The 22,968-nt window shown below is 70.0% G+C and carries 24 protein-coding genes; 9 read left to right on the top strand and 15 right to left on the bottom strand.

Annotation, left to right across the window (positions count from 1 at the left end):
* The first annotated feature begins 94 nt into the window (after positions 1–94).
* The 4 genes from tolQ to tolB all read left to right on the top strand — a co-directional run bounded on the left by tolQ (position 95) and on the right by tolB (position 4,027).
* Positions 95–811 (top strand): protein TolQ, encoded by a 717-nt coding sequence (gene tolQ / locus MKK64_RS09640; RefSeq protein WP_147726885.1) that lies wholly within the window; start codon positions 95–97, stop codon positions 809–811.
* A 25-nt stretch (positions 812–836) separates the two neighbouring features.
* A complete protein-coding gene (locus MKK64_RS09635; RefSeq protein ID WP_187274707.1) occupies positions 837–1,283 on the top strand; it encodes an ExbD/TolR family protein in 447 nt (148 codons plus the stop codon).
* Between the two features lie 7 nt (positions 1,284–1,290).
* The gene (gene tolA, locus MKK64_RS09630; protein WP_147726883.1) at positions 1,291–2,613 is read left to right on the top strand and encodes a cell envelope integrity protein TolA; all 1,323 of its coding nucleotides are present in this window, start codon (positions 1,291–1,293) and stop codon (positions 2,611–2,613) included.
* Between the two features lie 73 nt (positions 2,614–2,686).
* A complete protein-coding gene (gene tolB / locus MKK64_RS09625) occupies positions 2,687–4,027 on the top strand; it encodes a Tol-Pal system beta propeller repeat protein TolB (RefSeq protein ID WP_147726881.1) in 1,341 nt (446 codons plus the stop codon).
* Between the two features lie 373 nt (positions 4,028–4,400).
* On the opposite strand, the gene MKK64_RS09620 is transcribed toward tolB, so the two are convergent.
* Both MKK64_RS09620 and MKK64_RS09615 read right to left on the bottom strand, forming a co-directional pair.
* Positions 4,401–4,649: a hypothetical protein gene (locus MKK64_RS09620; RefSeq protein ID WP_243934018.1), complete on the bottom strand. Its 249-nt coding sequence runs from the start codon at positions 4,647–4,649 to the stop codon at positions 4,401–4,403.
* A 104-nt stretch (positions 4,650–4,753) separates the two neighbouring features.
* Positions 4,754–5,986: an MFS transporter gene (locus tag MKK64_RS09615; protein WP_243934016.1), complete on the bottom strand. Its 1,233-nt coding sequence runs from the start codon at positions 5,984–5,986 to the stop codon at positions 4,754–4,756.
* Between the two features lie 322 nt (positions 5,987–6,308).
* Here MKK64_RS09615 and MKK64_RS09610 point away from each other — a divergent pair, with 322 nt between their 5' ends.
* Positions 6,309–7,784, top strand: a complete 1,476-nt coding sequence (locus MKK64_RS09610; protein WP_243934014.1) for a PAS domain S-box protein — start codon at positions 6,309–6,311, stop codon at positions 7,782–7,784.
* Between the two features lie 11 nt (positions 7,785–7,795).
* Here MKK64_RS09610 and MKK64_RS09605 read toward each other — a convergent pair whose 3' ends face one another.
* The 12 genes from MKK64_RS09605 to MKK64_RS09550 form a co-directional block, all read right to left on the bottom strand.
* Positions 7,796–10,303, bottom strand: coding sequence for a PAS domain-containing sensor histidine kinase (locus MKK64_RS09605; protein ID WP_243934012.1), 2,508 nt, complete (start codon positions 10,301–10,303; stop codon positions 7,796–7,798).
* A gap of 335 nt (positions 10,304–10,638) precedes the next feature.
* Positions 10,639–12,039, bottom strand: a complete 1,401-nt coding sequence (gene ahcY, locus MKK64_RS09600; protein ID WP_147727175.1) for an adenosylhomocysteinase — start codon at positions 12,037–12,039, stop codon at positions 10,639–10,641.
* Between the two features lie 128 nt (positions 12,040–12,167).
* Positions 12,168–12,929 (bottom strand): ABC transporter permease, encoded by a 762-nt coding sequence (locus MKK64_RS09595; protein WP_147727174.1) that lies wholly within the window; start codon positions 12,927–12,929, stop codon positions 12,168–12,170.
* A 97-nt stretch (positions 12,930–13,026) separates the two neighbouring features.
* The gene (locus MKK64_RS09590; RefSeq protein ID WP_243934003.1) at positions 13,027–13,953 is read right to left on the bottom strand and encodes an ABC transporter ATP-binding protein; all 927 of its coding nucleotides are present in this window, start codon (positions 13,951–13,953) and stop codon (positions 13,027–13,029) included.
* A gap of 48 nt (positions 13,954–14,001) precedes the next feature.
* Positions 14,002–14,172 carry a hypothetical protein gene (locus MKK64_RS09585; protein ID WP_243934001.1) on the bottom strand — a complete coding sequence of 57 codons (171 nt, stop codon included), beginning with the start codon at positions 14,170–14,172 and terminating at the stop codon, positions 14,002–14,004.
* Between the two features lie 215 nt (positions 14,173–14,387).
* Positions 14,388–14,873, bottom strand: coding sequence for an ATP F0F1 synthase subunit B (locus tag MKK64_RS09580; protein ID WP_187274714.1), 486 nt, complete (start codon positions 14,871–14,873; stop codon positions 14,388–14,390).
* 19 nt (positions 14,874–14,892) lie between these two features.
* Positions 14,893–15,474 (bottom strand): F0F1 ATP synthase subunit B', encoded by a 582-nt coding sequence (locus MKK64_RS09575; RefSeq protein WP_147727171.1) that lies wholly within the window; start codon positions 15,472–15,474, stop codon positions 14,893–14,895.
* A gap of 113 nt (positions 15,475–15,587) precedes the next feature.
* Positions 15,588–15,815 carry a F0F1 ATP synthase subunit C gene (locus MKK64_RS09570; RefSeq protein ID WP_007566773.1) on the bottom strand — a complete coding sequence of 76 codons (228 nt, stop codon included), beginning with the start codon at positions 15,813–15,815 and terminating at the stop codon, positions 15,588–15,590.
* A 58-nt stretch (positions 15,816–15,873) separates the two neighbouring features.
* Positions 15,874–16,659, bottom strand: coding sequence for a F0F1 ATP synthase subunit A (locus MKK64_RS09565; protein WP_147727170.1), 786 nt, complete (start codon positions 16,657–16,659; stop codon positions 15,874–15,876).
* An 80-nt stretch (positions 16,660–16,739) separates the two neighbouring features.
* The gene (locus MKK64_RS09560; protein ID WP_147727169.1) at positions 16,740–17,120 is read right to left on the bottom strand and encodes an AtpZ/AtpI family protein; all 381 of its coding nucleotides are present in this window, start codon (positions 17,118–17,120) and stop codon (positions 16,740–16,742) included.
* 189 nt (positions 17,121–17,309) lie between these two features.
* Positions 17,310–17,954, bottom strand: a complete 645-nt coding sequence (locus MKK64_RS09555; RefSeq protein ID WP_243934000.1) for a DsbA family protein — start codon at positions 17,952–17,954, stop codon at positions 17,310–17,312.
* Between the two features lie 79 nt (positions 17,955–18,033).
* Positions 18,034–18,516: a DUF721 domain-containing protein gene (locus tag MKK64_RS09550; RefSeq protein ID WP_147727167.1), complete on the bottom strand. Its 483-nt coding sequence runs from the start codon at positions 18,514–18,516 to the stop codon at positions 18,034–18,036.
* Positions 18,517–18,618: 102 nt separating this feature from the next.
* Here MKK64_RS09550 and mutY point away from each other — a divergent pair, with 102 nt between their 5' ends.
* Positions 18,619–19,899 (top strand): A/G-specific adenine glycosylase, encoded by a 1,281-nt coding sequence (mutY, locus tag MKK64_RS09545; RefSeq protein ID WP_243933998.1) that lies wholly within the window; start codon positions 18,619–18,621, stop codon positions 19,897–19,899.
* A 112-nt stretch (positions 19,900–20,011) separates the two neighbouring features.
* On the opposite strand, the gene MKK64_RS09540 is transcribed toward mutY, so the two are convergent.
* Positions 20,012–21,205 carry a site-specific DNA-methyltransferase gene (locus MKK64_RS09540; protein WP_147842975.1) on the bottom strand — a complete coding sequence of 398 codons (1,194 nt, stop codon included), beginning with the start codon at positions 21,203–21,205 and terminating at the stop codon, positions 20,012–20,014.
* 675 nt (positions 21,206–21,880) lie between these two features.
* Between MKK64_RS09540 and MKK64_RS09535 the strand changes: the two genes are divergently transcribed.
* The 3 genes from MKK64_RS09535 to MKK64_RS09525 all read left to right on the top strand — a co-directional run bounded on the left by MKK64_RS09535 (position 21,881) and on the right by MKK64_RS09525 (position 22,934).
* A complete protein-coding gene (locus tag MKK64_RS09535) occupies positions 21,881–22,237 on the top strand; it encodes a septal ring lytic transglycosylase RlpA family protein (RefSeq protein WP_243933022.1) in 357 nt (118 codons plus the stop codon).
* Positions 22,238–22,317: 80 nt separating this feature from the next.
* Entirely contained in the window at positions 22,318–22,632 is a 315-nt protein-coding gene (locus MKK64_RS09530) for a polyhydroxyalkanoic acid system family protein (RefSeq protein WP_243933983.1), read from the top strand.
* Positions 22,633–22,721: 89 nt separating this feature from the next.
* Entirely contained in the window at positions 22,722–22,934 is a 213-nt protein-coding gene (locus MKK64_RS09525) for a hypothetical protein (protein ID WP_147729106.1), read from the top strand.
* The last annotated feature ends 34 nt before the right edge of the window (positions 22,935–22,968 follow it).

The raw sequence follows: 22,968 nt of genomic DNA, 5'->3' as shown, positions 1-22,968 counted from the left end.
TTCCCTTTGAATTCGCTCGATGATTTCGGATGGAGCGCGCTGGCCCGCCGGGTCGTCGCGCCGCCGCCGTCGAGACGTCCGAGGACCAAAGCCCATGAACCCCGCAGATGCGATGCAGGCCGCGCCCGTCGCCGACATGACGCTGCTCGGGCTGTTCCTTCAGGCCCACATCGTCGTCAAGTTCGTGATGATCGGGCTGCTCGGCTCCTCGATCTGGTGCTGGGCGATCATCGTCGACAAGACGCTGCTGTTCCGGCGCACCAAGGACGAGATGGATGCGTTCGAGGACGCGTTCTGGTCCGGCCGGTCCCTCGAGGAGCTGTATCGCTCGTTCAACGACCGCCCGGCCACCGGCCTCGCCGCGCTGTTCGTCGCCGCCATGCGCGAGTGGAAGCGCTCGTTCGAGGGCACCGGCCGGCAGATCCAGTCGCTGTCGCAGCGCATCGACAAGGTGCTGGACGTGACCATCCAGCGCGAGGTCGAGCGCCTCGAGGGCCGCCTGCTGTTCCTCGCCTCGATCGGCTCGGCCGGCCCCTATATCGGCCTGTTCGGCACGGTCTGGGGCATCATGACCGCTTTCACCTCGATCGCGGCCTCGAAGAACACCTCGCTCGCCGTCGTGGCGCCGGGCATCGCCGAGGCGCTGTTCGCCACCGCCATCGGCCTGTTCGCGGCGATCCCCGCCGTGCTCGCCTACAACAAGCTCCAGGCCACGGTCGCCAAGCAGCAGTCGCGCCTGGAAGGCTTCGCCGACGAGTTCTCCGCCATCCTGTCGCGCCAGATCGACGAGCGCCTGTCGCTCGCCGCCTGACCGAAATCCGCGAAGGGATCGACACATGAGCATGGCGGCGGGCGCGCAGGGCGGCGGCAAGCGGCGGCGGCGGGGACGCCGCGGCGGCGGCCCGATCAACGAGATCAACATGACGCCGTTCATCGACGTCGTGCTGGTGCTGCTGATCATCTTCATGGTGGCGGCCCCCATGATGACGGTGGGCGTGCCCCTCGACCTGCCGCAATCCAAGGCCTCGCCGCTGAACTCGGACACCAAGCCGGTCACGCTGTCGATCCGCCAATCGGGACAAGTCTTCCTCGGCGAGGACGAGCTGACCGACGACACCATAATCCCGAAGCTGACCCAGGAGGCCAAGTCCGGCTTCGAGGAGCGCGTCTTCGTGCGCGGCGACAAGCGAGTCGATTACGGCCGCGTCGCCCAGGTGATGGCGATCGTCACCGGCGGCGGCTTCAAGAAGGTGGCGCTCGTCACCGAGCCCGAGCAGCGGTAGCAGACCTGTGAGGCTTCCCTCCTTCCGCAGCGAACCGGGCTTCTGGGTCTCGGCCGGCACCCATGTCGGGCTGCTGGTCTTCGCCCTGTTCAGCGTCGCTGCGCCCGCGCTTCCCGAGGCGCAGGAGGGCGTGCCCGTCGAGGTGATCACCGAGAACCAGTTCTCGGAGCTGACCAAGGGCGAGCGCAACGCCGAGAAGCCGCTGTCGGACGCCAAGCCGCGGGCTGACAAGAAGGCCGAGAAGTTCGAGGAGAAGGAGCCGGAGAACGCCAAGGTCGATTCTCCGACCGCGCCGACGCGCACCAGCGACATGAAGCTCGCCAACGCCGACGAGATGCCGCTGCGCGTCAACGAGCCCGATCCCGCCGCCGAGACGGCGAAGGCCGCCAAGATGGCCAAGGAGAAGGCGGACGCCGAGAAGGCCGAAGCCGCCAAGGCCGAGGCCAAGGCGGAAGCGGCCAAGGCCGCGGCCGCGGAGAAGGCCGCCGCCGCGAAGGCCGAAGCGAAGGCCGCCGCCGAGGCCGCCAAGGCCGAAGCCGTGAAGCGCGAGCAGCTCGCCAAGCTGGTCGAGCGCGAGGAGGCCGAGGCGGCGGCCGCGGAAGCCAAGGCGAAGGCCGAAGCGAAGGCCAAGGCGGACGCGGCCAAGGAAGCCGCGAAGGCCGCCGAGAAGGCGGCGGCCGCCAAGGCCGAAGCCAAGGCGAAGGCGGAAGCCGAGGCCGAGCGCCAGAAGGAGATCGCCGAGGCCAAGGCCGAGGAGGCCAAGGAGAAGGCGGAGGCCGCCGCCGCGGCGAAGGCCGAGGCCGCCGCCAAGGCGAAGGCGAAGGCGGTCGCCGACGCGAAGGCCAAGGCCGACGCCGAGGCGAAGGCGCGCAAGCAGGCCGAGCTGGCCGCCAAGTTCAATGCCGGCGACATCAAGTCGATCCTGGCCTCGAAGGCGCCGTCGCAATCCACCGGCGCCACCGGCCACGAGGTCCAGCGCACGGCCTCGCTCGGCGCCGCCACCGGCACCGCCCAGCGCCTGTCGCCGTCGCTGCGCGACGCGCTCGTCGGCATGCTGCAGCAGCAGATCGAGCGCTGCTACTCGGCGCCCCCGGGCGCCGCCCAGGGGGTGGTGCTGCCGGTGCTCGACATCCGCCTGAACGCCGACGGCTCGCTCTCGACCGAGCCGCGGATCATGCGCGGCGGATCGAGCTCGGTCGACCAGTCGATCGCGCAGGCGGCGTTGCGTGCGGTGCGCCGCTGCGCGCCCTACAAGATCCCGGCGCAGTACCAGCCCTATTACAACGACTGGAAGGCGATCAACGCGGAGTTCGAGTTCACCGCGACCTGACCGCCGACGCCGCCTTGACGACCTGACGCCAGGACCTCGCCGGCACCCGTTCCAACGCTCCCGGACCAGACCCATGCTGCATCGATCGCTCACCCGGGCCCGGCACGTGCCCGCCGCCCTCTATGGCCTCGCGCTGCTGCTGCTGGCGACGCTCGGCCTCGCCGCGCCGGCGCAGGCCCAGCTTCAGCTCCGCATCGGCGGCGGCGCGTTCCAGCCGATGCCGATCGCGGTGACCGACTTCTCGGGCGACCCGAACCTCGGCGGCCTCGTCTCGAGCGTGGTGACGAACGATCTGCGCCGCTCGGGCTATTTCCTGCCGCTGGAGAAGGGCCGCTTCCCGGAATCGCCGAACTTCGATGCCGCCCCCGGCTTCGAGAAGTGGCGCGCCGCGGGCGTGCAGGGCCTCGTCACCGGCCGCGTCTCGCGCGACGGCTCCGGCCGGCTGAAGGTCGAGTTCCGCCTGTGGGACGTCACTTCCGGCCAGCAGATCACAGGCCAGCAATACGGCACCGACGCCGCCAACGCGCGCCGTGCCGGCCACCTGATCTCGGACAGCGTCTACACCAAGATCACCGGCCTCGGTCCGTGGTTCGACAGCCGCATCGCCTTCGTCGACGAGTCCGGCCCGAAGGAGAACCGCCGCAAGCGCCTGATGGTGATGGACCAGGACGGCGCCAACGTCCGCGCGCTCACCACCGGCGAGAACGCCATCGTCGCGCCGCGCTACTCGCCCGCGACGCAGGACATCGCCTTCATGGCCCAGGCCACCGGCCACCAGCCGCGGGTGCAGGTGATCAACCTCGAGACCGGCAGCCGGACGGCGATGGGCAACTTCGACTCGATGAGCGCGAGCCCGCGCTTCTCGCCCGACGGCCGCCGCCTCGTGATGAGCGTGCAGCAGGGCGGCAACGCCGACATCGTCACCATGGACATCGCCTCGAAGGCGCAGCATTCGATCACCAACGGCAACGCCATCGACACCTCGCCGACCTACTCGCCGGACGGCGGCCAGATCGTGTTCGAATCCGACCGCGGCGGCTCGCAGCAGGTCTACGTGATGGGCGCCGACGGCTCGAATCCGCACCGGATCTCGTTCGGCGAAGGCTCGGCCTCGCAGCCGGCCTGGTCGCCGCGCGGGGACCTGATCGCCTTCACCCGCCAGCGCAAGGGCGGCTTCGCGATCTGCGTGATGAAGCCCGACGGCTCGGGCGAGCGCGTGCTCACCGAGGGCTTTCACAACGAGGGCCCGACCTTCGCGCCGAACGGGCAGTACGTGCTGTTCTTCCGCGACCCCGGCGGCCAGGGCGGCGGCAAGCTCTACATGGTCGACATCACCGGCAAGGTGGAGGCGCCGGTCCCGACGCCGTCCTACGCCTCGGACCCGACCTGGTCGCCGCTGCTCTCGGGGAAGTAGGCCTCGGCACCGGGGCCACCTACCGGTCGGGCTCGAACATCGCCCCGACCCTCCATCGAGGGGGCGTCCCGGGCAAGCGCGGCTGCGCGATCGCGCAGCGCGGCGCGTTCGGCGTGGCCGGCATCGCGCCGCCGCGGGACCGGATCGAAAGTCAGCGGCGGCGCTCGCTAGGCGAGGTCGACCGGTTCGCAGATCACCGTCCGACGGGCTCGATCGACGGCCGAATGCCTGATCAACCTGCCATCATCCCTTCGCGGCGCCTGAACGCATGCAGAAGGGATAATCGGTCGCGCGGCAGCGTCGAGGACGCGACGTGACGGGCGTCGTCCGTTCCAGGACCCCGATCCGTCGACGGCCGCACGACGGGTCCGCCTCAGCCCCGCTTCTGCGCCTTCGTGTAGCTGCCGATCGCGGCCTGGCAGTTCGGCGACAGGCTGGCGCGGTTCTGCTTGAAGCAGGCATGCACCTCGAGGCTGTCGGGGGCGAACTCGCTGCACAGGGCGAGGTAGTCGCCGGTGCAGTTCTGCTTCAGCGCGGCGCGGTCGGGCACGGCCGACGCGTTCGGCGCGGCGAGCGCGGCGGTGGTGGTGAGGGCGAACGCGACGACGGTACGGACGAGCAAGGTCTTCTTCCTCCACGAACCCGGACCAGCCGGGCGGCCGTCCGTAGAGCAGCGCATCCTGGCCGGAATGGGTTAGCTTGGCCGTTTGCCGTCGGTCGCCGGCCTCACCCCTCGCGCAGCAGGCGGTCGCGGGCCCGCAGGGCCGGGAAGATCCGGCCCCACAGCACCGCGACGAGCACCGTCGCGGCGCCGCCGACGACCACCGCCGGCACCGCGCCGATGAGCGCCGCGACCGAGCCGGACTCGAACTCGCCGAGCTCGTTCGAGGCGCCGATGAAGACGGTGTTCACGGCTGAGACCCGGCCGCGCATCGCGTCCGGCGTCTCGCCCTGCACGAAGGTCTGGCGGACGTAGACGCTGATCATGTCGGCCGCGCCCGTGACGAACAGGCAGGCCATCGACAGCGGCAGCGAGGTCGAGAGCCCGAACACGATGATGGCGAGGCCGAACACCGCCACGGCGCGCAGCATCCGCACGCCCGCATGGCGCCGCAGCGGCCGGTAGGCGAGCACGATCGCCATCAGCACGGCGCCGGCGGCCGGCATGCTGCGCAGTGCGCCGAGGCCGAGCGGGCCGACATGCAGCACTTCGGCGGCGAAGATCGGCAGCAGGGCGGTGGCGCCCCCGAGCAGCACCGCGAACAGGTCGAGGCTGATCGCGCCGAGCACCACCGGGTGCGCGCGGATGTAGCCGATCCCGGCCGACAGCGTCGCCCAGGTCACCGGCGGCCGCTCCGTGACCGCCGCCGGCCGATAGCGGATCGCCGTGGTCGCGAGCGCCGCCAGCGCGAAGCTGGCCGACGCCGAGCCGAACACGACCATCGGCCCGAGCGCGTAGAGGAAGCCCCCGAAAGCCGGCCCGAGCACCGACGCGCTCTGCCAGAGCGAGGCGTTCCAGGCGATCGCGGCGCCGAAGAGGTCGCGCGGCACCAGCGTCGGCAGCAGCGCCTGCAGGGCAGGGTTGGCGAAGGCGCGCGCCGTCCCGATCAGCACGACGAGCCCGTAGACCGGCCACACCGCGCTCGCGCCGCTCCAGGCATAGGCGAGAAGCGCCGCGCTCGTCGCCGCCTGCACCGCGAAGGCCGCCGCCGCCACGAGGCGGCGGTCGTAGGTGTCGGCGACGTGCCCGGTGATCAGCGCGGCGAGCATCGCCGGCAGGAAGCCCGCCAGGCCGACGAGCCCGAGCGCCCAGGCCGAGCGGGTCAGGTCATAGACGAACCAGCCGACGGCCACGGCCTGCATCTGGTAGGCGAGACCGGTCAGGAAACGGGAGATCCCGAACAGGCGGAAATCGCCGTTGCGGAAGACGGTCCAGCCGGATTGCGCGTGCTCGGGCATCGCCAGCGTCGTGGCGGCCGAACGAGGCCCGGTCAAGCTGGGGCCGGACCGAGCGCAGGATGTTCATCGTCGCCGTAGCGATCGGTCGGATGCGTCCGGAACGCCCGATCCCGATATTCCGGCTGAGCTTGCAGCCTGAAACAACCGGAAGGTGTTGCGGACAAGAAAGACCGCAGCGTGCTCGACGACCTCAATGCGTCCCGAAGTTCGTCAATGGGCGGCGCGAGCACGTAGTCGTGTCCTGCTAAAAGTCGCGGTGGATCAAATTTTAAGCCTCGCCTGCCAAGCTAAAAGTCATGTCGCGCGCCGCGGGGTACTGACGATGACGATTTTCAACCAGAAGATGAGCGCCCTGATCGATGCGATCGATCGGTCTCAGGCGCGGATCGTTTTCGGCCTCGACGGGCGGATCATCGATGCGAACGCGAACTTCCTGACCCTGTTCGGGTATACGCTTTCCGAGATCCGAGGCGCGCATCACGGGATCTTGATGGAACGCAGCGAGCGCGAGAGCGCGGCCTACCGCGCCTTCTGGGAAGCCTTGGCCCGCGGCGAGACCCAGGCCCGCTCGTTCAAGCGCGTGGCGAAGGACGGTCGCGAGATCTGGCTGCAGGCATCCTACAATCCCGTGCTCGATCGGCGGGGCCAGCCGGTGCAGATCGTGAAGCTCGCCACCGACATCACCGCCGAGACCATGGCCGCCGCGACCAGCCAGGGCCAGATCGACGCGATCAACCGCTCCCAGGCCGTGATCCACTTCACCCTCGACGGGACCGTCACCGACGCGAACGCGAACTTCCTCACGACGATGGGCTACCGGCTCGACGAGATCAAAGGCCGCCACCATCGGATCTTCGTCGACGCGGCCGAGGCCGATTCCCCGGCCTACGCCGCGTTCTGGAAGGCGCTGGCCGGAGGCACCTTCCAGGCGGGCGAGTTCCGCCGGATGGGCAAGGGCGGCAACGAGGTCTGGATCCACGGCGCCTACAACCCGATCCTCGATCGCGACGGCCGCCCCTTCGCGGTCGTGAAGTTCGCCACCGACGTGACCGCCCAGGTGCACGAGCGCCGCCGCCGCGCCGAAGGCCAGCGCCTGATCGAGGTCGACCTCGGCCACATCATGCAGGAGATGTCGGGGGTGAGCCGGCAGTCGACGGAGACCGCGCGCGCGGCCGCCGAGACCTCCGGCAACGTCCAGGCGGTCGCCGCCGGCGCCGAGGAGTTCTCGACCTCGATCGAGGAGCTGACGCGGCACGCGATCGACGCCAAGACGGCCTCCGACGAGGCGGTCGGCCGCTCCGACGAGGCGCGCACCATCATCTCCGGGCTCACCGCCTCGGCCGAGCGGATCGGCAGCGTGATCACCACGATCCGCACCATCGCCGACCAGACCAACCTGCTGGCGCTCAACGCGACGATCGAGGCCGCGCGCGCCGGGCAGGCCGGCCGCGGGTTCGCCGTCGTCGCCGCCGAGGTCAAGGCGCTGGCGACGCAATCCTCGCGCGCGACCGAGGAGATCGGCAAGCAGGTCACGGCCGTCCAGGAGGCGACCGCGGAGGCGGTGCGGGCGATCGAGCTGGTCGGGCAGACGATCGGGCAGGTCAGCCACATCTCGCTCAGCGTCTCCTCCGCGGTGACGCAGCAGGCGGCGGTGACGCGCGACATGTCGGTCAACATGCAGAACGCGGCCGAGAGCGTCCAGCGCGTCCGGCTGAACATGGACGGGATCGCGGAAGCCTCGCGGACGGTGGACGGCCGCGTCCAGGCGGTGGCGGAGGCGGCGCGGGCCCTCGGCTGACGGAAAGCGGCCTACTCGGCCGCCTCGGAGTCGCGCGCCGACGGCATCGTCGGCGCGACGATCGGGAAGCTGCAGCTGACGCAGGTGCCGGCCCCGGGCCGTGAATCGAGCGACACTCGGCCGCCGTGCAGCTCGACGAAGGAGCGCACGATCGACAGGCCGAGGCCGACGCCGCGGTGGCGGGTGCCCAGCGTGTGGCTCTCGAAGCGGTCGAACACGTGGGCGGCGATCTCCGGCGGCATGCCGCGGCCCTGGTCGCGCACGCTGAGCACGAGGTCGCCCGCATTCCGCCGCGCCCGAACGGTGATGCTCTGGCCCGCGCTGGAGAAGCCGACCGCGTTCGACATCAGGTTGAACAGGATCTGGCGCACGCGCTTGCCGTCGACGAACACGCTGCCGATGTCGTCGGGCACGTCGAGGACGAGGTTCAGGTCGGATTCTGCGAGGCGGTCCTCGATGCCGAGCAGGGCCGCCTCGACGGTCGCCTGGACGTCGACGGTCTCGCGCTGGAGCTCGAGCGAGCCGGCATCGATCGAGGCGAGGTCGAGGATGTCGTTGATGATCACCAGCAGCGCCCCCGACGAGCGCATGATGTGTTCGGAATACTCGCGCTGGCGCGCGTTGAGGGCGCCGACCGTCTCGTCGCCGAGCAGCTGGGTGAAGCCGATGATGTTGGTCAGCGGCGAGCGCAGCTCGTAGGAGACGTGATGGACGAAGGTGTCGCGCAGCTGCGCCGCCTTCTCCAGCGCGTCGTTCTTCTCGGTCAGCGCCCGCTCGACGTTCACGCTCGCGGTCACGTCGATCAGGGTGATCAGCGTCGCGCCCTCGGGCAGGGGCTGGGCGGCACAGTCGAGCACGGTGCCGTCGACCATCTCGAGCTTGCAGGCGAGGCCGGTGCGGGACTCGAGCCCGACCACCGCGTCGCGGATGTCGAGCCAGGGCTCGTCGGCCGGCGCCAGCACGCGGCACGCCTCGATCACCGCCTCGACGTGCGGACGCGCCTCCAGCGTCTCGGGGTCGAGGCGCCAAGCGGTGGCGAAGGCGCGGTTGGCGAAGGTCAGGCGGCCGTCGGCGCCGAAGACCGCCACGGGCTCCTTGAGGGTGTCCAGCGTCTCGGCCTGCACCCGCATCAGCGCGTTGTAGCGGGATTCGAGCTTCATCCGGTCCGAGACGTCGTCGAACAGGTAGGTGAGGCCGCCCTGCGGGTTCGGCTCGGCCAGCACGCGCAGCGTGCGGCCGTCGGGCAGGTACCACCAGGCGGGGTTCGCCTCGGCCGAGCGGTAGGCCGCGAGCACGCCCTGCTTCCAGCTGCGGAAGTCGGCATGCTCCTCCAGCTTCCGCTGGGCGCGGAGATGGTCGAGGATCTCGCCGTCGAGCGGGCGCCCGTCGAGGAAGCCCTGGTCGAGCTCCCAGAGCTGGCGGTAGGCGGCGTTGTGGAAGATCAGGCGCTGCCCGGCATCGAACATCGCCACCGCGGTCGGCAGCTGGTCGAGGGTGCGCACGTTCGCATCCATCTGGCGCTGCAGGTCGGCGCGGACGCTCTCGAGCTCGGAGACGTCGACCGCGATCCCGACCCGCCCGCCCTCCAGGGCGGTCTCGGTGACGTCGAGGATGCGGCGGCCGCCGGCCACCACCGCCGACAGGCGCAACGCGGCGCGCTGGCCGGCGGGGCGGCGCTGGCCGTCCTCGCGGGCGATCATCTCGCGGGCCGGGCGGTCGAGCAGCTCGATCCCGGCCTGGATCGCGGATTCGCGGTTCGCCGCCTCGACCGCGGCGACGTAGGCGGTGTTGACCCAGGCGAGGCCGCCCTCGCGGTTGCGCCGCCAGACCGGCTGCGGGATCGCATCGAGCAGGCCGGCCAGCGCCGACAGGCCGCGGCGGGCATCCTCGAGGGTCTCGCGCAGCTCCGAGATCTGGCGGCGATCCTCCGTGGTCTCGCGCAGGCGCAGCAGGACGCGCCCGGCCACCGCCTGGCCCTGCGCCTCGATGCTGCGGCCGGACTGGCTGCGCAGTGTGGTGCGGAAGCTCGTGCCCCGGATGCGCAGAGCCTCGACCGCGGTCTCGATCGCCTCGGCGTCGGTCGGCACCAGCCACGTGCCGAAGGCGAGGATGCGGCGGGCGGAGCCGATCGCGGGGCGCGTGCCGTCGAAGGCCAGCCCGACGTCGCCCTCGACCACCGGCTCGCTGCGCCCGTCCCAGGTCACGATGATCTGGCGCTCGGCGGCGAGCAGCATCTCGGCGCGGTCGTGGGCGCCGCTGAGCGCGTCGAGGGCCGCGGCCTGCTCGCGCTCCCGCCGGGTCCAGCGCGAGCGCTCGCTCAAATAGAGCAGGGCGACGATGGTCGCGAAGGCGACGAGGCCGCCGAAGATCGCGGCGGCCGCGACGTTGTGCATGTGCGAGCCGAATCCCCAGGCCGGAAGGTCGGCGCCCGCCGCGAGGGACGGAGCCGGGAGGCCGGTCGCGACGGCGAAGAGAGCGCCGGCTCCGGCGATGCGCCGTGCCGCCCGATCGACCTCCATGATCCGTCCCGTCTCCCAAAACCGCCGGTCGGACCGACGCGAACGAATGCGTGGCGCATGCGGCGCCGGTTCCCCGCGCCCCGTTTCGGGGGGAGGGGAGACGCGACGACCTGACGACCTGCCGAACCGGGGGCAGTCTAACGCGTCGGGGATTTGCGCCGGAAGCGGAATTAGCTTGGCCGTAACCGTGGGTCGGCAGGTCGCGTGCGAACGACACACAGAAGACACAGTCCGGCCGGGCGGTGGTGCCTTGACAAACGAAGAGGGCCCGGCGCAACCGCCGGGCCCTCCTGTCTCGCATCGGTCCTGCCCGGCGCGTCCCCGCGCCGAGGGTCTCAGTAGCGGTAGTGGTCGGGCTTGAACGGGCCGTTCTCGGAAACGCCGATATAGGCGGCCTGGTCGGGGCGGAGCTTCGAGAGCTTCACGCCGATCTTCTCGAGGTGGAGCAGCGCGACCTTCTCGTCGAGCGCCTTCGGCAGGGTGTAGACCTGCTTCTCGTACTTGCCCGGGTTGGTCCAGAGCTCGATCTGGGCCAGCGTCTGGTTGGTGAACGAGGCCGACATCACGAAGGACGGGTGGCCGGTGGCGTTGCCGAGGTTCACCAGGCGGCCTTCCGACAGCAGGATGATGCGGTGGCCGTCGGCGAAGGTGATCTCGTCGACCTGCGGCTTGATGTTCGACCACTTGAGGTTCTTCAGGCCGGCGACCTGGATCTCGTTGTCGAAGTGGCCGATGTTGCAGACGATCGCCCGGTCCTTCATCGCCCGCATGTGGTCGAGGGTGATGATGTCCTTGTTGCCGGTGGCGGTGACGAAGATGTCGGCGCGGGGCGCCGCGTCTTCCATCGTCACGACCTCGTAGCCTTCCATCGCGGCCTGGAGCGCGCAGATCGGATCGACCTCCGAGACCAGCACGCGGCAGCCGGCATGGCGCAGCGAGGAGGCCGAACCCTTGCCGACGTCGCCGAAGCCGGCGACCATCGCGACCTTGCCGGCCATCATCACGTCGGTGCCGCGGCGGATGCCGTCCACCAGCGACTCGCGGCAACCGTAGAGGTTGTCGAACTTCGACTTGGTGACCGCGTCATTCACGTTGATCGCCGGGAAGAGCAGCTTGCCCTCCTTGGCGAGGTTGTAGAGGCGGTGGACGCCGGTGGTGGTTTCCTCCGAGACGCCCTTGATCGCGTCGGCGAGACCGGCGAACCAGCCCTTCGGCTTCTCGGCGAGCTTCTTCTTCAGGAGCGCGAAGAAGATCTCCTCCTCCTCCGACTCGGGCTTGTCGAGGAAGGCGGTGTCGCCGTTCTCGGCGCGCAGGCCCAGGTGGACGAACATGGTGGCGTCGCCGCCGTCGTCGAGGATCATGTTCGGCGTTCCGCCGCCATGCCAGTCGAACAGCTTCGAGGTGTAGTCCCAATACTCCTCGAGGGTCTCGCCCTTGATGGCGAAGACCGGGATGCCGGCGGCGGCGATCGCCGCGGCGGCGTGGTCCTGGGTCGAGTAGATGTTGCACGAGACCCAGCGGATGTCGGCGCCGAGAGCCTTGAGCGTCTCGATCAGCACCGCGGTCTGGATCGTCATGTGCAGCGAGCCGGCGATCTTGGCGCCCTTGAGCGGCTGCGACGGGCCGTATTCCTCGCGGGTAGCCATCAGGCCCGGCATCTCGGTCTCGGCGATCGAGATCTCCTTGCGGCCGTACTCGGCCAGGCCGATGTCCTTGACGATGTAATCCTGGGCCATTTCGCTTCGCTCCGTGTCGCGGGTTGCCTCTCGCCGAGGCATCTAGCAGAGCGCCGGATACGAAGCAATCAAGACATAAAGATGTCTTTATGCGTTTTCGAACGGCTCCAGGCAGCCGGGCCGGCGGCTCAGCTCTTGAGGCGGTAGCCGGTGCGGAAGATCCAAGCGACGAGTCCGAGGCAGACCGCCAGGAACAGGCCGGTCATCGCCAGGCTGATGCCGATGGCGACGTCGGCCGTGCCGAAGAAGGCCCAGCGAAACCCGCTGATCAGGTAGACCACCGGGTTCGCCAGGCTGACGGTGCGCCAGAACGGCGGCAGCATCTCGATCGCGTAGAAGCTGCCGCCGAGGAAGGTCAGCGGCGTCACGACGAGGAGCGGCACCAGCTGCAGCTTCTCGAAGCCGTCGGCCCACAGGCCGATGACAAAGCCGAACAGGCTGAACGTCACCGCCGTCAGCACCAGGAAGGCCATCATCCACACCGGGTGCTCGATGTGCAGCGGCACGAACAGCGCGGCGGTCGCGAGGATGATCAGCCCGATCAGGATCGACTTCGAGGCCGCCGCCCCGACATAGCCGAGCACCACCTCGACCGGCGAGATCGGCGCCGAGAGGATCTCGTAGATCGTGCCGGCGAAGCGCGGGAAGTAGATGCCGAACGAGGCGTTGGCGATGCTCTGGGTCAGCAGCGCGAGCATCACCAGTCCCGGCACGATGAACAGGCCGTAGGGCACGCCGTCCACGGTGCTCATCCGCGAGCCGATCGCCGCGCCGAACACCACGAAGTAGAGCGAGGTGGAGATCACCGGCGCCAGGATGCTCTGCATCGCCGTGCGCCAGAAGCGGCTCATCTCGAACCGGTAGATCGCGCGGATGGCCGGCCAGTTCATCGGTTTGCCTCTCGATGCCGACGCCCCGGGCGGCGACGCGCGTTCGCGCCTGCCGGCAGCCGGGGGATGGATGGTTCGGACCTCGCCGCGGCCGCGGTCATGCGCGTTCCCTGACGAGATCGACGAAGATGTCCTCGAGCGACGACTGGCTGGTGCGCAGGTCGCTGAACCGGATGCCGGCCGCGCCGAGATCGGTGAGCAGGCCGGTGATGCCGGTGCGCTCGCCCTTGGCATCGTAGGTGTAGACCAGCTCCTGCCCGCCGGGGCCGAGCTCGAGGCCGCGGTCGGCGAGATCCGCCGGCAGCGCGGCGAGGGGGGCCAGCAACTGGAGGGTGAGCTGCTTGCGCCCGAGCTTACGCATCAGCTCGGCCTTCTCCTCCACGAGGATGATCTCGCCCTTGCGGATCACGCCGATCCGGTCGGCCATCTCCTCGGCCTCCTCGATGTAGTGCGTGGTGAGGATCACGGTGACGCCCTGCTCGCGCAGGCGCCGCACCATGCGCCACATGTCCTGGCGCAGCTCCACGTCGACGCCCGCCGAGGGCTCGTCGAGGAACAGGACCTTGGGCTCGTGCGACAGCGCCTTGGCGATGAGCACCCGGCGCTTCATGCCGCCCGACAGGGTCATCAGCCGTGAATCGCGCTTCTCCCACAGGGAGAGGTCGCGCAGCACCCGCTCGATATGGCCGGGATCCTTCTTCAGGCCGAACAGGCCGCGGGTGAAGCTCACCGTGTTCCACACGCTCTCGAACGCGTCGGTGGTGAGTTCCTGCGGCACCAGCCCGATCGCCTTGCGCGCCCCGCGATAGCCCGAGCCGATGTCGTGCCCGTCGACCGTGACGGTGCCGGTGCTCGGCGTGACGATGCCGCAGACGATGTTGATCAGGGTCGACTTGCCGGCGCCGTTCGGCCCGAGCAGAGCGAAGATCTCGCCGCGCGCGATCGCGAGGTTCACGGTCTTCAGCGCCGACAGGCCCGAGGCGTAGGTCTTCGACAGATTGTCGATGGAGATGATCGGCGACATCGCAGTCCGTGGAGGATGGCCCGCCCGGCAAGGCGAGGACGGTGTGCCCTATAGCATCTGTCGGTTGAGCAGCAGGCCGCCCACCGGGCGGCCGACGCGCGCGGTGTCGAATGGCACCTCCTGCAGCTCTGTTTCTCGAGGCGGCGACATCGAGCGAGCGGCGATCCGCGTCACTTCCGTTTCGTGGGACGGATCCATCTTTCGGGCAGCGTCGCCCACCGTGCCTTCCCCCCGCAGAGGGGAGAGGGGAGGCGCACGCCGTCCCCGACATTCTTCCGAAATAGATCGACGCAGTCGTTGGGTGGAAGAGGGCACCAGCGCCATCATCGGCACCGGACCGCTTCGGTCTCCGGCACGTGAGCGAGACGAGCGAAGACACGCGCACGAAAAAGCCGCCCGGAGGCGGCTTGATCGGTCGGTCCTGCCCGGAAGGGTCAGGCCCGCATGCGGGTGCGGATCTCGCCGAGGCTCGAACGCACCAGCGCCTGGGCGGCCTCGCCCTGCATGCGCTCGCGCAGGATCGTCTCGGAGACCTTCACCGCGGCGTCGGCCGCTGCGGCACGGACCTCGGCCTGGGCCTTGGCCTCGGCCTGGGCGATCTTGGTCTCGGCCGACTTAGTGCGGCGGGCGATGAAGTCGTCGAGGCGCTGGCGGCCCTCGGCGGCGGCACGCTCGGCCTCGTCGCGGGCGCTCGCGATGATGGTCTCGGCCTCGCGCTCCGCTTCCGCGCGGCGGCGCTTGTAGTCGGCCAGCACGGCGGCCGCCTCCTCGCGCAGGCGCTTGGCCTCGTCGAGCTCGTGGCGTACGCGGACGGCGCGGCCGTCGAGGCCTTTGGTCATGATCCCGAAGCCGCCGACCTTCCAGACGATCGCCATGAAGACGAGGAAGGCGACCGCGACCCAGAATTCCGCTGTCATCAACATGGTCGGTTCTTCCGTCTCAGTGCGCGGTCGCGGTGGAATCGAGGGCGCGGTCGAGGCTGGCCTGGTCCGGCGCCTGGCCCGTCAGCCGCTCGACGATCGCGGAGGCGGTCTCGCTGGCGATGGCGCGGACGTTGCCCATGGCTTCCTGCGTCCGGCTCTGGATCGTCGCCTCGGAGGCTGCGATCTTCTGGTTGAGCTCGGCCTCGAGCGCCTTGCGCTTGGTCTCGGCGGCGGCGGCGAGCTCGGTGCGGGTGCCCTGCGCGATCTCGCGGGCCTTGCCCTGCGCGTCGCGCAGCGATTTGGCGTAGGCCTCGCCGGCGGCGTCGGCTTCCGTCTTCATCGCCTGCGCCTGGTCGAGGTCGGCGGCGAGGCGCGCGGAGCGGTCGTGGAGAATGCCCTGGATGCGCGGGAGCGCGATGTTGGCCATCAGCCAGTAGAGCAGGCCGAAGGCGAGGGCGAGCCAGATCAGCTGCGCCAGGAAGGTGTGGGTCTCGAAGGGCGGGAACGCGGCGGCGTGCGCCGGCTCCGCGGCACCGGCCGGGACCATGTGGACGTCGGAACCGGCGGGCGGTGTGGTGAGGGAATTCGGCTGCGCCATGGCCCCGTCCGTATGACCTTGAAAGACGATGGAGCGCTCGCGCGAGGGGCGGAGCGCTCACTGGTGATCGGCCGCCGCGACCTCGAACGGCGCGGCGGCGGTGTCGGCGTCGATCAGACGGCGAACAGCAGGAGCAGGGCGATCAGCAGCGAGAAGATGCCGAGCGCTTCCGTCAGCGCGAAGCCGAGGAGCAGCGTGGCGCGCTGGCCGTCGGCGGCCGAGGGGTTGCGAAGGGCGCCTGCCAGGAACTGGCCGAACAGGTTGCCGAGGCCGATGCCCGCGCCGGCCATGCCGAGGCAGGCGAGGCCGGCGCCGATGTACTTCGCAGCGACGGGATCCATAGAAAACTCCTGAAGTGTCTTGAGAGTGCGTCGTTTGCCGCGGGTGGAGCCGGCCTGTTCAGTGGCCGGGGTGAAGCGCGTCGTTGAGGTAGATCGCCGTCAGCGTCGCGAAGACGTAGGCCTGAAGCGCCGCAACGAGGAATTCGAGAGCCGTCAACGCGATCGTCAGGAACAGCGGGAGGGGCGATAGCACGCTCCATGCGCCTGCGGAAAGCAGCCCGACGACGAAGAACGCGAAGATCTTCATCGCGATGTGACCGGCGAGCACGTTCGCGAACAGACGCACCGACAGGCTGATCGGCCGCGAGATGAACGAGATCACCTCGATCGGCACGAGGAGGGCCAGCAGCGGCTTGGGCACGCCCTGCGGCACGAACAGGCCGAAGAAGTGCGCGCCGTGCTTCATCACGCCGTAAATCACCACGACCGAGATCACCAGGGCGGCGAGGCCGAAGGTGATGACGAGGTGGCTGGTCACCGCGAAGGCGTAGGGGATCATGCCGAACAGGTTGAGGATCAACACGAACATGAACAGCGAGAACACCAGCGGCATGAAGCGCTTGCCGCCGTCGCCGGTGGCTTGGTGCAGGGTGTCGGCGATGAACTCGTAGAAGATCTCGGCCAGCGACTGCATCCGGCCCGGCACGACCGAGCGGCTGGAGGTGGCGACGATCGTCAGGAGCGCGATGACGCCGACGGCGGCGAACATGTAGAGCGCCGACTGGGTGAACGCGAGTTCCTGATGGCCGAGATGCCCGAAGGGCAGGATCGACTTGAGCTCGAACTGATGGATCGGATCCGGTCGCAAGGCGACGGAGTGCCCCGGGTCGATGCTGGCCGCCATGCCGTCTTCCGCCCTCACGTCTCGTTGCCGGCGGCCCGCATGGCCGAACCGGATCGATGGTCACAAAACACCGGTCGCCCTCACGGATCCCGCGGGGTGTCCCGTCCGGAACGGGCGCCGGCGAAGCCGGATGCCCGCATCACGTTGAAGACGCCAGCGACGAAGCCCAGCATCAGAAGTACGATCAGACCCCAGGGTTTCGTCCCGAGCATCCGATCGAAGATCCAGCCGAGCACCCCTCCCGCGATCACGCCGGCGACGAACTCCGTGGAGAGCGTCATGGCCTGCCCGAGGGAGGACGGACTTCCGGACGAACCCGAACGCGACGAATGAGCGGGAGGGGCCGGGGGCCGCTTCCGTTCGATCTGCGTCTCGAGGCGTCGGAGCCTCGCTGAGAGTTCGCTGTCGGGCGGCGTGGGCCGTCCGGTCTCTCCCTCGTCCCTTGCGTCGTTGCCGCTCACAGCGAGAACTCACATCGGCGAGAGGAACGGAACCGGGCGGATTGCCTCCTTCGAGCGCGGCGCACCTTAGTTTCGGCGCCCCGGGGTGTCAAGGCTCGAAAGGTCGAGCTTAAGGCATTCCAGGCGTTGAGAAAATTACGCTCGGGGCCGTGCGCGTGCGCAGCGTCGCGCGAGACCCGCCCGGAACCCTCACGCACCGAGGATCGGCTTGATGATCTTCTCGATTCCGTCGACCGTCATCTCGCCGGTGTAGCGCTCGCCGTTGATGAAGAAGGTCGGCGTCGAATCGACCTTGAACGTCTCGAGGCCGCGCTGCTTCACGCCGTTGACCGCCGCGTAGAGCTTCTGGTCCTTAAGGCAGGCCTCGAACTTCTCCTTCGAGAACCCGGCCTGCTTGAGCATCTGCTCCAGGGCGTCGACCGGCTTCGGGGTGAAGGCCCAGGCCGGCTGCTGGTCGAACAGCAGGTCGGTGATCGGGTAGTACTTCGCCTCGCCGTCGCAGCGCGCCAGCATGAAGGCGGCGGTGGCGAGCGGATCGAGCGGGAACTCGCGCAGCGTGAACCGCACCTTGCCGGTGTCGATGTAGCGCTCCTTGAGCGTCGGATAGGTCATCTTGTGGAAGGCGGCGCAGTGCGAGCAGGTCATCGAGGCGTACTCGATGATCGTCACCTTCGCGTCCTTCGGCCCGAGCCAGACGTCGCCGAGCGGGCCCGGCTGCATCAGGCCGTCGACCGGCACGCTCTCGGCGAGCGCGGCCATCGACAGCCTGGGGAGGATGAGGGCGGCGCCGATGGCGAGGCCCGTGGCTTTCAAAGCGTCGCGCCGGGTGATCATGGCCGTGGCTGCCTCCGCGTTCCGTCCTGTCGTCTTGTTGAGAGTGCGGTAACGGCGCGGGCGCATCGTGGCAAGGCGCCTAGCGCTTCGCCGACGTCGCGACGACGGCGAGCCCGAGCCGGTCGAGGGCGTCGCGCAGGCCGTCGTGCTCGATCGTCGAGACCGCCTGCGCGATCTCGCCGCGCCGGGCCGGGTCGACGGTCGCCTCCGGCGGGCGCCGGGCGCTGCGGCCGACCCGGTCCTGCTGCAGCACGATCCGGCCGACGCAGGCCCAGCCGTAATGGGCGTTGATGCGCTGGATCACCACCGGCGCGAGGTGCTGCAGCTCGATCGCGAACACGCCCTCGACCCGCACCACCAGCGTCCCCGAATCGGGCGCGTCGTCCGTCCGGCGCTTGCGCTTGGGCCATTCGAGCTTCGAGGGCCGGCAGAATCGTGCCAGCCGCTCGCCGACGATGTCGGGCCAGGCGGCGAGGATGTCGGTCGAGGCGAAGCCCTGCGCCGCGAAGGCCGGGCCGATGCAGCCCTCGATCAGTTCCGCCAGCGGTTTGACGCGCGCCATGTTCTTGGGACATCCCGCCGGTTGCGGGCGCGAGGATAGCGCAAGGCCGGCGGCAAAGGGAGCGCTTTCGGCGGAGAGCCCGGGCCGCTATGCCTGCCGGCGATGCCCGCGTCCGAACCCTTTCCGAAGGCCGCCGACCTGCTGGTCTGGTACGACCGGCACCGCCGCGTGCTGCCGTGGCGGGCGCTGCCCGGCGAGCGGCCCGATCCCTACCGGGTCTGGCTCTCCGAGGTGATGCTGCAGCAGACCACGATCGCGGCGGTGAAGCCCTACTTCGCGACCTTCCTCGCCCGCTTCCCCGACGTCGACGCCCTGGCCGCGGCGCCGGAGGAGGCGGTGATGTCGGCCTGGGCCGGGCTCGGCTACTATTCCCGGGCGCGCAACCTCCACGCCTGCGCCAAGGCGGTGGCCGCGGCCGGGCGCTTCCCCGACACCCTCGACGGGCTGCGCAAGCTCCCCGGCATCGGCGCCTACACGGCCGGCGCGGTCGCGGCGATCGCCTTCGACCGCCCGGAAGCGGCGGTCGACGGCAACGTCGAGCGGGTGATGACGCGGCTCTACGCGATCGAGACGCCGCTGCCCGGCGCCCGGCCCGAGATCCGGCGCGTGACGCAAGCGCTGGTGCCGCTCGACCGGCCCGGCGATTTCGCGCAGGCCGTGATGGATCTCGGCGCCACCATCTGCACGCCGAAGCGCCCGGCCTGCGCGCTCTGCCCGTGGATGGCGCCCTGCCGCGCCCGCGCGGCCGGCAACCCGGAGACCTACCCGCGCAAGCTCAAGGCCGTGAAGGGCCCCCTGCGGCGCGGCGCGGCCTTTGTCGTCGTCCGCTCCGGCGACGAGGCCGTCCTGCTGCGCACCCGGCCGCCGGAAGGCCTGCTCGGCAGCATGGCCGAGCCGCCGATGAGCGCCTGGGCACCGGACTACGACCCCGCAGGCGCGCTCCTCGACGCGCCCCTCGACGCGCGCTGGAAACGGCTGCCGGGGCTGGTGCGGCACGGCTTCACGCATTTCCCGCTGGAGCTGACCGTGTTCCTCGCCCGCGTCGCGCTGTCGACGCAGGCGCCGGCCGGGATGCGCTTCACGCCGCGGCGCGACCTCGACGCGGAGCCGCTGCCCGGCGTGATGAGGAAGGTGCTGGCCCACGCCTTCGATCCGAAGCCGGAATCCGAGGCGAAGCCCCGCGGCCGGCCGAAGCGCGATCCGCCGCCGATGCCGATGCTGGCGGTCTGGGAAGCGCCCGAGACGGTCGCGGACCCGCCGCGCTTCCGCCCGGTGCCGAAGCCGACGCCGCGCATCGTCGAGCCGCCGGCGCCGACGGATGAGATGTTCGAAGGGGAGCCGGAGGTGGTGCCGCCCGCCCGCAAGCCGGCGCGGAAACGCTGACGGCGCGCACGCATTCCCTCCGCCGCACCCAAGTCGGGCCTGCCCGACTTGGGCACACGAGGTGCGGATCTCGGGCAAGCCCGCGATCCGTCGGGGGGGAGGGGGCGCGGTTCTAGCCCGCCGCCCCCATCACCGCGCGGAGCTTCGCGCGATAGGTGTCGATCACCACCAGCTTGCCGGCGCGCTCGGCGTGCCAGAACGTCCAGCCGTTGCAGGCGGGCAGGCCCTGGACCAGGGCGCCGACCTTGTGGATCGAGCCGATGGCGACGCCGACGTCGAGCTGGCCGTCCGGCCGCACCGTCGCCTTGAAGCGGCGGCGCTCGTCGGTGAGCACGTCGCCGGCCTTGAGATGGCCGGCCTCGACCACGCCGAGGAACGGCACCCGCGGCTCGGCGCGCTTGGTCGGCGCGACGAGGAGCGCGGCCCGCGACAGCGGCACCACCGCGTCGATGCGCCGGCGCGCGGCGTCGGCGTAGACCGCCTCGCGCTCGCACCCGATGAAGCGACGCCCGAGCAGCTTGGCCACCGCGCCGGTGGTGCCGGTGCCGAAGAACGGGTCGAGCACCACGTCGCCGGGATTGGTCGCCGAGAGCAGCGTGCGGGCGAGCAGCGCCTCCGGCTTCTGGGTCGGGTGGACCTTGCTGCCGTCGGCGCCCTTCAGGCGCTCGTCGCCGGTGCAGAGCGGGATGAACCAGTCCGAGCGCATCTGAAGGTCTTCGTTGCCGCCCTTCAGCGCGTCGTAATGGAAGGTGTAGCCCTTCGATTCGGCCGAGCGGGAGGCCCAGATCAGGGTCTCGTGCGCGTTGGTGAAGCGCTTGCCGCGGAAGTTCGGCATCGGGTTGGCCTTGCGCCAGACGATGTCGTTGAGGATCCAGAAACCAAGATCCTGCAGCACGCTGCCGACGCGGAAGATGTTGTGGTACGACCCGATCACCCACAGCGTGGCGTTCGGCTTCATCACCCGGCGGCAGGCGGTGAGCCAGTCGCGGGTGAAGCTGTCGTAGCTGGCGAAGCTCGCGAACTTGTCCCAGTCGTCGTCGACGGCGTCGACCCGACTCTGGTCCGGCCGCATCAGCGAGGCGTCGCCGAGCTGGAGATTGTAGGGCGGGTCGGCGAAGACGCAGTCGACCGACGACGCCGGCAGGCGGTTCATCGCCGCGATGCAGTCGCCGACGAGGATCTCGTCGAGGGGAAGGCGCTGGACGGCGGGTACGAGACCCATCCGTGGTGCCGACGAAGCGCGCCCGGTACGCGAGACATGTTTCCGGGCGGCGGCGTCGGCAACCACGGTACGCGGGGAAGCCATGGCAAACACCGGTTACGCGACTGACCGGCAGACCATGGCCCCGTTAAGGTAAAGGTCGCGTTTCCGATTTGTGGAACTTCATGTCCCGGTTTGGGGCTGGCGTTGCTTTCGATCTCTTTCTGGATCGTCGCGGCCTGTCGCGTTCACGTCGCCTTAACCATTCCCGTCACGGCGATTTGCCTTGCCGGGACCGCATCCACCGCACCCGATGCGGCGATTGTCGCGTTCCGCGCTCGCATGTCCGGATGGATCGCTCCAAGCGCCTCGCAGCGACCGGGTCGTGCGCCGACACGGTCGTGGACCCGGAACGACCCGGCGGTGCAGGCAGGCGCCCGCGGCGCCGCGCCCACGAGCCCGGCTCGGCCCCACGCTACGGCCAAGCTCAGTCGCAGGGTGGGCAGCAGGGTTTCGCTGAGCGCACGTCTCGGACCTCGACGGCGGTTCTTCCTGCGTCCCTGTGCGGGGGCATGAAGACTATACCGCAGCGTAATCGGGCATTCGCACCGAGAAAAAGACAAGTCTTCAATGCTTGCGCGTTGCTTGCAGCGGCGAATGCGGACGACATCTTCGAAATTCGGCCGGAATGTGATCCGGCTGCCCAAAATGTGGGGGTCTCATTTCAGCCCCGTTCGGTCTCGATTGGCGCCGCCCTCGTCAACAGCCAAGGACCGAAGCATGCATTTCCGACCCGTCGCCAGAAACGCCGCCGTCACCCTCGGAACCGCCCTGTCGCTCGTCGCCGCCTCCTTGCCGGCCGCCGCCCAGAGCGGAGGCGCATCCTGGTACGGCAGCGGCCATCGCACCGCGAGCGGCGAGCGCTTCAACCCGAACGGAATGACCGCCGCCCACCGCAGCCTGCCCTTCGGCACCCGCGTCCGCGTCGAGAACCGGCGCACCGGCCGGTCGGTCGTGGTGCGGATCAACGATCGCGGCCCGTTCGTCCATGGCCGCATCATCGATCTGTCCCGCGGCTCGGCCCGGGCGCTCGGCATGGGCGGCACCACCTACGTCTCGCTGCACGTCGTGAACTGATGGGCAGGCCGGCCGGCGTTGCCCTGCACCCCGGCCGGCCCCATCTCCGAGCCTGAACCGGAGACGCAGCGCGAAAAGCCATGGCAAAACCCCTCATCGTCGACATCCCGCACGACCTCGGCCGCGACGAGGCGCGCCGCCGCATCGAGACCGGCGTCGAGCAGGGGCGCGCCTTGCTCGCCAAGAGCGGCGTCACCATCGAGAACCTCGCCTGGAGCGGCGACCGGCTCGACTTCGCGATCTCGGCGATGAAGCAGAACATGAACGGCCAGATCGACGTCGGCCAGGAGAGCGTGCGTGTCGAGTGCCACCTGCCGCTGCTGCTCGCGCTGTTCGCCGACAAGGTGAAGAAGATGGTCGGCAAGGAAGGCAACCTGCTGCTGACCAAGAAGTAGCACCGGAACACCCGGCGCGACCGCGCCGTTCACGCTCGTCACGCGGCGCGCGCCAAGACGCGCCGCGACCCCAGCGAGGAGCGTTTCCCATGGCCGATCCCGGCGCGATCCCCGAGGTGCCGACGAACCCGACGCCGGCCCCCGACACGCCCTACGACCCGCCGACCGTACCGAGCCCTGCGCCCGGCCCGGAGATCCCCGGCGAAACCCCGAGCGAGGCGCCCGGCATCACCCCGGCCGAGGTCCCCGTGACCACGCCCGGCATGCCGACGCCGACCGGCCCCGCCGACCCGGTCGCCTGAGCGCATCGGCATTTGTGGTGAGGCGGCCGCGCTG

The organism is Methylobacterium sp. E-025 (assembly GCF_022829705.1).
Classification (GTDB): domain Bacteria; phylum Pseudomonadota; class Alphaproteobacteria; order Rhizobiales; family Beijerinckiaceae; genus Methylobacterium.
This window is presented reverse-complemented; position numbering and strand designations above follow the sequence as displayed.